This window comes from Kitasatospora kazusensis, assembly GCF_039529945.1.
GTDB lineage: Bacteria > Actinomycetota > Actinomycetes > Streptomycetales > Streptomycetaceae > Kitasatospora > Kitasatospora kazusensis.
This window is the reverse complement of the sequence record NZ_BAAANT010000018.1, coordinates 57,513-69,775: the sequence shown is the minus strand read 5'-3', so window position 1 is coordinate 69,775 and position 12,263 is coordinate 57,513. Positions and strand designations below refer to the sequence as shown.

Annotated in this window: 8 protein-coding genes; 5 read left to right on the top strand and 3 right to left on the bottom strand. The window is 73.9% G+C overall.

From position 1 onward, the window contains the following. Nucleotides 1-73: 73 nt before the first annotated feature. Nucleotides 74-2,935, bottom strand: a complete 2,862-nt coding sequence (locus ABD330_RS17310) for a DEAD/DEAH box helicase (protein ID WP_344465927.1) — start codon at nucleotides 2,933-2,935, stop codon at nucleotides 74-76. A gap of 441 nt (nucleotides 2,936-3,376) precedes the next feature. Here ABD330_RS17310 and ABD330_RS17305 point away from each other — a divergent pair, with 441 nt between their 5' ends. Both ABD330_RS17305 and ABD330_RS17300 read left to right on the top strand, forming a co-directional pair. After that, nucleotides 3,377-3,751 carry a hypothetical protein gene (locus tag ABD330_RS17305; RefSeq protein ID WP_344465925.1) on the top strand — a complete coding sequence of 125 codons (375 nt, stop codon included), beginning with the start codon at nucleotides 3,377-3,379 and terminating at the stop codon, nucleotides 3,749-3,751. A 47-nt stretch (nucleotides 3,752-3,798) separates the two neighbouring features. Beyond that, complete coding sequence (locus ABD330_RS17300) at nucleotides 3,799-4,128, top strand: ArsR/SmtB family transcription factor (protein ID WP_344465923.1); 330 nt, start codon at nucleotides 3,799-3,801, stop codon at nucleotides 4,126-4,128. A gap of 245 nt (nucleotides 4,129-4,373) precedes the next feature. Here ABD330_RS17300 and ABD330_RS17295 read toward each other — a convergent pair whose 3' ends face one another. Then, complete coding sequence (locus ABD330_RS17295; protein WP_344465921.1) at nucleotides 4,374-5,540, bottom strand: aminotransferase class V-fold PLP-dependent enzyme; 1,167 nt, start codon at nucleotides 5,538-5,540, stop codon at nucleotides 4,374-4,376. An 81-nt stretch (nucleotides 5,541-5,621) separates the two neighbouring features. On the opposite strand from ABD330_RS17295, the gene ABD330_RS17290 reads away from it, so the two are divergent. After that, nucleotides 5,622-7,694: a S9 family peptidase gene (locus ABD330_RS17290; RefSeq protein WP_344465919.1), complete on the top strand. Its 2,073-nt coding sequence runs from the start codon at nucleotides 5,622-5,624 to the stop codon at nucleotides 7,692-7,694. 177 nt (nucleotides 7,695-7,871) lie between these two features. Here ABD330_RS17290 and ABD330_RS17285 read toward each other — a convergent pair whose 3' ends face one another. Next, complete coding sequence (locus ABD330_RS17285; RefSeq protein ID WP_344465917.1) at nucleotides 7,872-8,498, bottom strand: TetR/AcrR family transcriptional regulator; 627 nt, start codon at nucleotides 8,496-8,498, stop codon at nucleotides 7,872-7,874. A gap of 93 nt (nucleotides 8,499-8,591) precedes the next feature. On the opposite strand from ABD330_RS17285, the gene ABD330_RS17280 reads away from it, so the two are divergent. Together ABD330_RS17280 and ABD330_RS17275 are read left to right on the top strand one after the other, a co-directional pair. Then, nucleotides 8,592-10,082: an FAD-dependent monooxygenase gene (locus tag ABD330_RS17280; RefSeq protein WP_344465915.1), complete on the top strand. Its 1,491-nt coding sequence runs from the start codon at nucleotides 8,592-8,594 to the stop codon at nucleotides 10,080-10,082. A 73-nt stretch (nucleotides 10,083-10,155) separates the two neighbouring features. Beyond that, nucleotides 10,156-12,129 carry a helix-turn-helix domain-containing protein gene (locus ABD330_RS17275; RefSeq protein ID WP_344465913.1) on the top strand — a complete coding sequence of 658 codons (1,974 nt, stop codon included), beginning with the start codon at nucleotides 10,156-10,158 and terminating at the stop codon, nucleotides 12,127-12,129. Nucleotides 12,130-12,263: the final 134 nt, after the last annotated feature.

The following is a 12,263-nucleotide window of genomic DNA, read 5'->3' as shown; positions in this document are numbered from 1 at the left end:
GCAACCGTGCACCAAGGTGCATGGTTGGCAGCGCAGTTCCCCGCGCCCCTGTTCGTTCGCCGAGTGCTTACGGTTACCCGACGGAGGAGTACGCGATGATGCCGCGCCGCAGCGCGTCCACCGCCTTCCGCGAGGTACTCCGCAGCTTGGCGTCCTCGCCCGCCGCGTCCTGGATCTGGCCGAGCACGTCGATCAGCTGCTTGGTCCAGCGGACGAAGTCGCCGGCCGGCATGTCGGCGTCGCGCAGCACCGAGTCCAGGTCGTGGCCGAGCGCCCAGCGGTACGCGGTCCAGGCGAAGCCGAGGTCGGGTTCGCGCTGGCCGACGCCTTCGGCGGTGTTGATCCGGTGCTGCTCCTCCAGCGCGTCCAGGTGGCCCCAGATCCGGACCATCTTGCCGAGCGCCTCCTTCGCACCGCCCTCCGGCACCCGGGGGGCGGCCGCGTCGTCGGCCTGCCGGGCCTCGTACACCAACGCCGAGGCGCAGGCGGCGAGTTCGGCGGCGGCCAGGCCGTCCCAGACGCCCTCGCGGATGCACTCGGAGGCGAGCAGGTCCAGCTCGCCGTAGAGGCGGCCCAGGCGCTTGCCGTCCGGGGTGACGGTGTCGCCCCGGAGGTAGCCGAGGTCGGTGAGCAGCGCGCAGACCCGGTCGAAGGTGCGGGCGATGGTGTGGGTACGGGACTTGACCTTGCGTTCCAGCAGCTCGGTGTCCCGGGTGAGCCGGTGGTAGCGCTCGGCCCAGCGGGCGTGGTCCTCGCGCTCGTCGCAGCCGTGGCACGGGTGCTGGCGGAGCGCTGCGCGCAGCCGGGAGATCTCCGGGTCGTCGGCGGCGGCCGCGCGGCCCTTGTGGAACCGCTCGGGCTCCAGGTGGCCGGCCTTGGTGCGCAGGGCGGAGGCCAGGTCGCGCCGTGACTGCGGGCTGCGCGGGTTGAAGGACTTGGGGATCTTCACCCGCTCGACGGCCGCCACCGGGTGCGGGAAGTCGATCATCGCGAGCCGCTTGACCTGCCGCTCGGCGGTGAGCACCACCGGGCGCGGGCCGTCCTGGTAATCCGGGTGGCGGTGGGTGCGCGGCGAGCGGCTGCCCGGCGGCAGGCCCGGGTCGAGGACCAGTGCGAGACCGGCGAACTTGCCGGTGGGCACGTGGATCACGTCGCCCGGCTTGAGCTGCTCGATCGCCTCTATGGCGGCGGCCCGGCGCTGGCCGGAGCCCTCGCGGGCGAGGTCGTTCTCCCGGTCCTTGAGGTCGCGGCGCAGGCCCATGTACTCCTGGAAGTCGCCCAGGTGGCAGGTCATCGACTCGCGGTAGCCCTCCAGGCCCTCCTCGTTGCGCTGGACCTGGCGGGCGATCCCGACCACCGACCGGTCGGCCTGGAACTGCGCGAAGGAGGTCTCCAGCAGCTCGCGCGAGCGGTGCCGCCCGAACTGCGAGACCAGGTTGACCGCCATGTTGTAGGACGGGCGGAACGAGGACTTCAGCGGGTACGTACGGGTCCCCGCCAGCCCGGCCAGCGCCTCCGGGTCGAGCGCGCGCTGCCAGAGCACCACCGCGTGGCCCTCGACGTCGATGCCGCGCCGGCCGGCCCGGCCGGTGAGCTGGGTGTACTCGCCGGGGGTGACATCGGCGTGGGCCTCGCCGTTCCACTTGACCAGCTTCTCCATGACCACCGAGCGGGCGGGCATGTTGATGCCGAGCGCGAGCGTCTCGGTCGCGAAGACCGCCTTGACCAGGCCCTTGACGAAGAGCTCCTCGACGACCTCCTTGAACCTCGGCAGCATGCCGGCGTGGTGGGCGGCGATGCCGCGCTCCAGGCCGTCCAGCCACTCGAAGTAGCCCAGGACGTGCAGGTCCTCGTCGGGGATGTCGGCGCAGCGCTCCTCCACGATCGAGCGGACCAGCGCGCGGTCACTGTCCCGGTTGAGGCGCAGCCCGGAGCCGAGGCACTGCTGCACGGCGGCCTCGCAGCCGGCCCGGCTGAAGATGAAGGTGATCGCGGGCAGCAGGCCCTCGGCGTCCAGGCGTTCGATCACGTCGACCCGGCCCGGGGTCCAGACCCGGGTGGGGCGGCCGGTGGGCATCGACCGGCCCCGGCCCTTGGCGAAGCGGTCGTTGCCGGCCCGCGGGTTCGCGGCCTGCTCGGAGCGGGCCAGCCGGACCAGTTCGGGGTTGACGGCCTTGGCCGGGTTGCGGGGCGCGTCCTTGGGGCGGCCGTCGCGGTCCGGGTTGGCGAACAGGTCGTACATCCGGTTGCCGGCCATCACGTGCTGCCAGAGCGGCACCGGGCGGTGCTCGGAGACGATCACCTTGGTGCCGCCGCGCACGGTGTCCAGCCAGTCGCCGAACTCCTCGGCGTTGGAGACCGTCGCGGAGAGCGAGGCCAGCGTGACGGACTCGGGGAGGTGGATGATCACCTCCTCCCAGACGGCGCCGCGGAAGCGGTCGGCGAGGTAGTGGACCTCGTCCATGACCACGTAGCCCAGGCCGTCGAGGGTCTGCGAGCCCGCGTAGAGCATGTTGCGCAGGACCTCGGTGGTCATCACCACGATCGGCGCGTCACCGTTGACGGTGTTGTCGCCGGTCAGCAGGCCGACCTTGTCGGCGCCGTAGCGCTTGACGAAGTCGCCGAACTTCTGGTTCGACAGCGCCTTGATCGGCGTGGTGTAGAAGCACTTGCGGCCGCTCTGCAGGGCCAGGTGCACGGCGAACTCGCCGACGATGGTCTTGCCGGAGCCGGTCGGCGCGGCGACCAGGACCCCCGAACCGGCCTCCAGTGCCTGGCAGGCCTCGACCTGGAAGTCGTCCAGCGGGAAGTCGTACAGCTGCTGGAAGCCGTAGAGGGCGGTGGCCTGCTCCTTGGCGCGGCGGCGGAAGGCCGCGTACGCCTCGGCGGGGCCGAGCTCCTCGGTGTCCCGTTCTTCGGGCATGGCGCTGTTCATCTGCGTCACCTCTTCTTCCCGTGGGACTGCTGCTTCCCGGACGGCTGGTGCCCGTACGGGCGAGACGGGGGTGCAGACGGCGACGCCTGCGGCTGCGGAGCCGGAGCGGCGGAGGCCGGGACCGGGGCGCAGCGGATGTGTTTGGTGTGGTGATCGAGCATCTCAGCCTGAGGTTACCCGCCGGGGCAGACATCGATAGCACCGTTTTTCGGGGCCTTTCGGCGAACGGCTGCCGACGGCCCGCAGCCGGTCGGTGATCAGCGAATGGATCAGATCGGCAGTTGCAAATGTCTTCATACGGTCGATGAAACACCTTGACCGGATCAAACTCAGGCAGTTGTCGGTCACTTACGGTCATTTGACCGCCTCCCGCACCCCGCTCCCTACAGTCGGACACCGAGCCCGCCACCTCGGCGTGGACTCGTCGACAGGAGGATCGCGATGCCGAATCTGGAGACCTCGCTCAAGGAAGCCATGTCCATCGACGGTGCGCTCGGCGTCGCACTGGTCGACTACGGCAGCGGGATGGCCCTCGGCACACTCGGCGACAGCGCCGAGATCGACCTCAACGTGGCGGCGGCCGGCAACACCGACCTGGTCCGGGCCAAGATGCGCACGATGGAGATGCTCAACCTCCACGACAACGAGATCGAGGACATCCTGATCAGCCTCACCACCCAGTACCACCTGCTCAGGCCGCTCACCACGCAGACCGGGCGCGGGCTCTTCCTCTACCTCGCACTGTCCCGCAGCCGTGCCAACCTGGCGATGGCCAGGCACCAGCTCAAGCGCATCGAGACCACGCTTGAGATCTGAACCGGGGCGGGAACCGCCGGCGGGCGGGCGGAGAGGGGGCAGGGGGCGTGGCGGTACAGCTCTACCAGGCGAAGGCCGAGTTCTTCCGGATGCTCGGGCATCCGATGCGGATCAGGGTGCTCGAACTGCTTCAGGCCGGGCCGACCCCGGTCCGCGAACTGGTGGCGGCACTGGGCGTGGAACCGTCCAGCCTCTCCCAGCAGCTCGCACTGCTCCGGCGCTACGGCCTGGTCACGGCCACCCGGGAGGGCTCGACCGTGGTGTACGCCCTGGCGGGCGGCGACGTCGCCGACCTGCTGCGGGCCGCCCGGCGGATCCTCACCGAGATGATCACCGACCAGGGAGCGCTTCTCGCGGAACTCCGCGAGCCGGGATGAGCAGTGGCCGTGCGGCCGGCTCGCGGGCGCGGGACTGTACGGCTCAGGGCAACCACAGCAGGGGCGCGGGGAACTGCGCGCGCAACCGTGCACCTCCGTCGTGCCCTGGTCGCGCAGTTCCCCGCGCCCCTTGGGGTAACCGGTTCTGAACGGTGAACCCGCGCCCCTTGGGGTAACCGGTTCTGCACGGTGAACCCGCGCCCCTTGGGGTAACCGGTCCTGAACAGTGCCCCCCCGGAGGGGGCTCAGCGGGTGAGGAGGTCGCCGATCCCCGTGGCCAGCCGTTGGTACTCCTCGGGGCGGTTGTAGACCTGGGCGCTGATCCGCAGGACTCCCCCGCCGGCCCACGGCCGGACGGCGATCCGGGTGTTCAGCCTCCGGCGGACCGTGACCATCAGGGCCTTGGCCGCGTGCTCGCCCTCCGCGACGCCGGGCGGCAGCCGTACGGCCCGCATGGCGAGCCCCGGCATCGCGGGCAGCGCCCGCAGGCCGGCCCGTTCGACCAGCTCCCGCTGGCCGTACGCGGCGAGCGCCTCGTTGTGGAGCCGGATCCGCTCGGCCCCGAGCTGGTCGAGCAGCGCGAAGCCGGCGGGGGCGGCGAGCCAGGGGGTGTAGTCGGCGGTGCCGCGCCATTCGACCCGGGCGGGGAAGCCCCGGTCGTGCTCCCAGGAGAGCATCAGCGGGCGGACCCTGTTCCGCCAGGCGCCGGTGACGGCGAGGACGGCGCCGGCGCGCGGGGCGAAGGCCCACTTGTGCAGGTTGCCCACCCAGAAGTCGGCGCCGCCCGCCGCCTGCCCGAGGTCGACCGGGAGCATGCCGGGGGCGTGCGCGGCGTCCACCACGGTGATCACGCCGCGTTCGGCGAGCTCGGCGAGCAGCCGCCGCCCGGCGATCTCGCGGGCGGTGGGCGAGGTGACCAGGTCGAGGACCGCGACCCTGGTCCGCTCCCCGACGGCGGCCAGCACCTGCTCGCGCACCCCGTCCAGGTCCGGCGTGTGGAGCGACAGCCGGACGGTGCGGACCTTGGCGCCGCACTCGGCGGCCCGGCGTTCGGCGGCCTGGTTCACCACGCCGTAGCCGTGGTCGGTGACCAGGATCTCGTCACCCTCGGCGAGCGGGATCGAGTCGAGGGCCACGGCGATGCCCTCGGTGACGTTGGTGAGCAGTGCCAGCCGGTCGGGCCGTCCGCCGAGCGATCCGGCGATCCGGGCCCGGGCGTGCGCGATCCGGTCCGGCAGGTCGGCGAAGAAGCCGTCCGGGTCCTGTTCCTGCTCGGCGCGGAGCCGGGCCTGGGCCCGTTGGACGGGCAGCGGTACGGCTCCGTACGAGCCGTGGTTGAGGTGTGCCACGTTCGGGTCCAGGCCGAAGAGGCCGTTGGCACCGGGTACCGGGCGGGGCGGTTCGACGGGCATGCCGACTCCTCATCATGATGTGTGACATTTCACACTGCATACTTCTAGCCGAGATCACCTGCTCACGGCAACCATCGGGCGGTGACCTCCACCGACTCCTTCCTCGCCCTGAGCACCCGAACCGGCCGCTTCAGCTACGGCGCACCCCGTGCCGTCACCATCGCCGCCGACGGCTCGCGCCTGCTGTTCCTGCGTTCGACCGGCCCCGAGGACCCGGTCGAACGGCTCTGGCTGCTCGACCTGGCCACCCAGCGGGAACAGCTGGCCGCCGACCCGGTCGCCCTCGCCCCCGGACGCACCGGGCAACCGTCCGAACTGCCCGTGCTGGAGCGGCGGCTGCGCGAACGGCTGCGCCTGTGGGCCCCCGGCATCGGCTCGTACGCGGCCACCGCCGACTGCGCCACCGCCGTCTTCGCACTCGACGGACGGGTCTTCCGCACCGACACCGCCACCGGTGCCTGCTCCGAACTCCCGGTCGCCGGGCCGGCGTTCGACCCCCGCCCGGACCCGGCGGGCGAGCGCGTCGCGTACGTCGCGGGCGGCGCGCTGCACGTCACCGGCACGGACGGCCCGCTCAGCCCGGCCGACGGCGCGGTCTGGGGTGCCGCCGAGTTCGCCGCCGCCGAGGAGCTCGGCCGGACCAGGGGCCACTGGTGGTCACCGGACGGCACCGCGCTGCTCGCCACCAGGATCGACGAATCCGCCCTCCCGCTGCGGCACTTCGCCGACCCCGCGCACCCCGAGCAGGCCCCCGAGAGCTTCGCCTACCCGCAGGCGGGCGGCCCGAACGCGGACGTGCGGCTCTGGGTACTGGGACTGGACGGCGGCCGGATCCGGCTGCGCTGGGACACCGACGCCTTCCCGTACCTCTGCGCCGCCGGCTGGGAGGGCGGCGGGGAGATCCTGCTGACCGTCGCCGACCGGCTGCAGCAGACCGTCCTGCTGCTCAGCGCCGACCCGGTGACCGGTGACACCCGCGAACTGTCCCGCACCGTCGACGAGTTCTGGGTGGACGAGCTGCCCGGCACGCCGGCCCGGCTGGCGGACGGACGGCTGCTCACCGCCGCCGACACCCCGGACGGCTCCGCGCGCGGGATCGCGCTGGACGGGCGGATCCTCAGCGACGAACGGCTCCAGGTCCGCCGGGTGGTCGGCCGCCTGCGCGGGCGGCTGCTGGTCGAGGCGGGCGAGGGCGACCCGGCCGACCAGCACGTCTTCCTGCTGGACCCGGACGGCGGCGCGCCGCAGCGGCTGAGCGAGGGCTCCGGCGTGCACTCCGCGCTGGCGGGCGGCGAGACCCTGCTGCTCACTTCGGCCACCCCCGAGGGCGTCAGCCGCCGACTGCACCACGCCGGCGGGGAGTTCACGCTCGACGACCGCAGCGTCCCGCTGCCCTACCTGGTGCGCCCGAAGCTGGCCCGGGTGACCGAACTCGGCCTGCCCACCGCCGTGGTGTACCCGCGCGGCCACGTCGCCGGGCAGCGGCTGCCGGTCCTGCTGGACGTGTACGGCGGCCCCGGCTTCCAGGCCGTGGCCAACGAGCCGCGCCGCTGGCAGCTGCGCCAGTGGTGGGCCGACCAGGGGTTCGCGGTGGTCACCACCGACAACCGGGGAACGCCCTTCGTGTCACCGGACTTCACCCGGGCGATCTTCCGCCGGTTCTCCCAGGTCGCGCTGGACGACCAGGTGGCGGCCCTGCACGCCCTCGCCGCGACCGAGCCGGACCTCGACCTCGGCCGGGTCGGCGTCCGAGGCTGGTCCTACGGCGGCTACTTCGCGGCGCTGGCCGTCCTGCGGCGCCCCGACGTCTTCCACGCGGGCTGCGCGGGCGCCGCGCCCACCGACTTCCGCCGCTACGACACCGCGTACACCGAGCGCTACCTCGGCCTTCCGCAGGACAACCCCGAGGGCTACCAGGCGGATTCGCTGATCGCCGACGCACCGTCACTGACCCGCCCGCTCCTGCTGGTCCACGGTCTGGCCGACGACAACGTGCACCCCTCGCACACCCTGCTGCTCTCCGAGGCCCTCACCCGGGCCGGCCGCCCGCACAGCGTGCTGCCTCTGCCGGGCGTCAGCCACATGACGCCGAACGGGGTGAACGAACACCTCACCCGGGCCGAACTCGCCTTCCTGCGCGGGGCGCTGGCCTGACGGCGCGCCACAGCGCCGGCCTGACCGCGCACCACCCCGACGGGCGCCCCGGAGTCCCCTCCCGGGCGCCCGTCCCGCGTCAGCACCCGGGCCGGGCCGCCCCGGGCCGCGCCCCGGCACCGGAACCCGGGCCACGCCCGCGCCCGCGCCCCGCGCCCTGCGCCCTGCGCCCCCGCGTCAGTACCCGAGCCGCTCGGCCCCCGAGGCGAGCAGCGCGAAGGCCGTCTCCGCGTCGTCCACCGCCCTGCGGTACGCCTCGGGCATCGGCAGTCCGCCTGCGAGGCGGGCCCAGTTGTCGTGGGCGAGGCTCTGGCGGAAGGTGACGTACTGGGCCGCCACCAGCCGGTCCGCCAGTTCGGACGGGCCTTCCAGGGCTTCGGCCAGCGCCCCCGTGTCGGCCCCGATGTAGGCGCGCAGGTGCGCCGACAGGCTCGGCGTCTCGAAGACCAGCCGGTAGAAGGCCAGCACCTGCGGGTGGTCGTTGAGCCCGCTCACCGGGTCGTGCTCGGCCAGTCGGGCGAGGAAGTGCGCCCGCAGCGCGGCGAGCGGCCGGACGCCCTCCGGGCGCGCCCGGACCACCCGGCTCGCCTCGCCCTGGTGGTCGGCGAAGCGGTGCAGTACCAGCTCCTCCTTGCTGGCGAAGTACCGGAACAGCGTCGGCTTCGAGACCTCCGCGCGGGCCGCGATCTGCGCCACCGAGACCTGGTCGAAGCCTTCGGCCAGGAAGAGTGCGATCGCCGCGTCCGCGATGGCCTTGCGAGTGCGCTCCTTCTTGAGGGTCCGCAGACCTTCGGGCTCATTCATAGTCCGATCATAACCCGGATACTTTCGTTACTCGGTTGCTTTTCTTACCGAGTTGCTGTTCGATGGGGATCACCGACGACGAGGGGACACACCATGGGAACAGCACTGATCGTGGGAGCGGGGCCGACCGGGCTGACCCTGGCCTGCAGCCTCGCCCGCCAGGGCACCGAGGTCCGGATCATCGAGAAGTCCACGGGCTTCCAGACCAGTTCACGCGGCAAGGCGCTCAACACCCGCAGCCTGGAGGTGCTCGGCGATCTGGGCCTCGGCGACCGGCTGCTCGCCGCCGGCCGGACCAGCCTCCCCTTCCGCAAGTACTTCGACGGGGAGTTCGTCGCCGACTCCGACCCGGTCGCCACGGCCGGATCCGCCCCGGACAGCCGCTACCCCTTCGGCCTCTTCATCCCGCAGTGGCGGGTCGAGGGGCTGCTGCGGGAGCAGCTGGCCGGCTACGGGGTCGAGGTCGAACTCGGCACCGAACTGGCCGACTTCAGCCAGGACGAGCACGGTGTGACGGCCGTGCTCACGGACGGCCGTCAGATCACCGCCGACTACCTGGTGGGCTGCGACGGCGGGCGCAGCCCGATCCGCAAGCGGCTCGGCATCCCCTTCGAGGGGTCGAGCGACCCGGAGCAGGCGATGGTCTGCGGCGATGTCGAGGTCGAGGGGCTGGACCGCGGCGTGTGGCACCAGTGGTTCGGGGCCGAGGGCGCGCTGCTGCTCTGCCCCTTCGAGGACAGCCCGAAGTGGCAGTTCCAGGCGGCGCCCGAACGCGACGCCTCGGGCGCGATGGTCGAGCCCTCGCTGGAGAGCTTCCAGCGGATCTTCGACCGCTACGCGGGCCTGCCCGGCGTCCGGCTGCACAACGCGACCTGGCTCTCCACCTGGCGGGTGAACGTACGGATGGCGGAGCGCTACCGGGTCGGCCGGGTGCTGCTGGCCGGGGACGCCGCGCACGTCCACCCGATCGCGGGCGGGCTCGGCATGAACACCGGCATCCAGGACGCCTGGAACCTCGGCTGGAAGCTCGGCCACGTCCTCGACGGCCTCGCGGGCCCCGGCCTGCTGGACAGCTACCAGGAGGAGCGGCTGCCGATCGCGGCCTGGACGCTGAACCTGACCTCCGCCGCGCTCGCCACGATCAACGAGAGCGTCCGGACACCCGGCGTCGGCCTTGAGGCCGGGCGCACCGACGACCTCACCGGGCTCGGCATCGACTACCGCTGGAGCGCCCTCTCCGACGACCGGCTCGCCGGCCCGCTGCGGGCCGGCGACCGTGCACCCGACGCGCCGCTGGAGAGCCCCGAGGGCGTCGGCACCCGGCTCTTCGACCTGTACGCGGGCGGGCGGTTCACCCTGCTCTCGTTCGGGTGCCCGGCCCCGGAAATCGGCCCGGCGGTCCGCACCGTAGCCGTCGAGGCCGGACCGGGCTCGTTCCGCGACCCGGACGGCCACGCCCGGCGTGCCTACGGCGTCGAGCGGGACGCCCTCGTGCTGGTCCGCCCGGACCACCACGTCGCGCTGACCGTCCCGGCCTCCGACAGCGGCGCGGTGCGCGACTACCTGGCCACGCTGGGCCGTTGAGTGCCCGGTAGGCACCCGGCGCGGAGACTGGCAGGATCGTCCGGACGTGCCGTGACGAGTGTCGGGAGGGGCAGTGCCCACACTGGGGTGGCTGACCGGGATACCGGAGCTGGAACTGGCGTTCGCGCCCGGCTGGGCCGAGCGGGCCGCGACCCGGCCGGTGACCGGCGCGGCGGAGCTGCCGGCGGGCCGGGCACCGGGCCCGGAGCTCGCGGAGCTGATCGTCCGTGCCGAGCCGCAGGACACCACCCAGGCGGCCGACCGGGCGGCGGGGGGCCGGGCCGACCGCCGGCTGCGCGGCCTCGCGGCCGTCCGGGTCGCCGCGCTGGCCGTCCCCGGCCCCGTCCCCGTCCCCGCCGCCCTGGCCGAGGCGGCCGTGCGGCACGGCGTACCGCTCCTGACGGTGGGTCCGGAGGTCTGCTGGGCCCGGGTCGCCCGACTGGTCGACGCCGAACGGCTGCGCGAGGCCCGGCACCAGCTGCGCCTGTACGAGGAACTCCTGGGCCACGCCCGTGACCAGGGCCCGCAGGACCGGCGGGTCGAGCGGCTGGTCGACTGGCTGGCCCGGGCGATCGGCGGCTGCGTCACGCTGAGCGGCCCCGCCCCGGCCGCGGCACCGCCGACGGCCTGGCACCAGCTCGCCGCGAGCGCGGCCGCCGCCGCCGAGGTCTCGAAGGGGCGGCTGGACTCCGCCGCCCTCGACGACGGCGGACTCGGCATCCGGCTGACGGCCGTCGGACGCACCGGGGACGGCGGCGGCCGGCCCGTGCTGACGGTCGGTCTGCCGGCGCCCTTCGACCCGCAGGCCGGCGCCCTGGTCACCCGCGCCGCCGAACTGCTCGCGCCGCTGATCGCCCTCCGGCGGGCCGAGACCGACCGCGACCGGCTGGCCGAGGTCGCGGCCGACCTGCGCGTCGGGGTGTTCCAACTGCTGATGGGCGGGGAGGTCACCCTCGCCCAGCGGGCCGCCGAAGGGCTCGCCCGGGGGCTGCTCGACACCGCGACCGCGCGGGTCTACGTCCTGGAAGGCCCGGCGGACGAACGGGACGCACTGGCACGCGCGTGCGGCGCGGCCACCGAGGGACGGGCCCTGGTGGTCCGCTGTCCGGCCACCGAGCAGCACCTGATCGTGGTGGCTCCCCTCGAAGATCCGGCCGGCCCGGCCCGGGACGAAGGTCCGGACGACAGTCGGGACGACAGCCCGAACACCGGCCCGGACGACGGCCCGGGAAGCGCCCGGGACGACAGCCCGGACGACGGGTGGGACGTCGTGGGCCTGACGCTGCGCCGCTTCGCCGCCGGCCACCCGCAACGGTTCCTCGGCGGCAGCGGCCCGCTGCCGCCCGCCCAGACCGCCGGGGCCTACGGCGACGCCGTCCGCGCCCTGGCGGTGGCCCGGCTGGCCCCGGGGCGGGCCGCGCTCTACACCGTCGAGAGCCGGCTCACCCAGGTGCTCGACGCGCCGACGGCCGCCCGCTGGGCGGCCGAGGTGCTCCGGCCGCTGCATGCCGTACCGCTGGTCGGCCGGGACCAGCTGCTCGGGACGCTGCACCTGGGGCTGGAGTTCCCCGCGACCAGCGCCGGAAAGATTCTCGGGGTCAGCCGCAACACCGTCCGGGCCAGGCTGGACCGGGCGGCCGGGCTCCTCGGCCTCGACCTCTCCGAGGTGCTCGGCCGGGCGGTGCTGCACCTGGCCCTGCGGGTCGGCGGCTCCGGCTCCGGGCCCGCCGGACCGGGCCCGGTGGCCTTGACCGGGCTGCTGGCCGGGGAGGGCGCCCGGGGGTGGGCCGCCGGGCTGCTCGGCCGGCTGGAGGAGGACGGGCGCGGTCTGCGCGGCACGCTGCTCGGCTGGCTCACCGCGAACACCGGCGTCGAGCGGGCCGCCGAGCGGCTGGGCCTGCACCCGCAGACCGTCCGCGACCACCTGCGCGGCGCCGAACGGCTGCTGCAGCGCCAGCTGCTGTCGGGCGGCGGCGGGGTCTACGAGGTGGCGCTCGCCTTCGCCGCTCTCGGCGAGCTGGAGCTGCCGCAGACCGTGCACCCGTGACAGCCGGCCCGGCGCGGACCGTGCACTCGTGCAGTACCGCCGCAGGGCGGCGGGCTTCTAGAGTCGGCTCAGCGGCAGGTCCTGCGGACGGCCGCTCATCTGTCCACCGGAGGACCCGGTGACGAAGGTGCTCA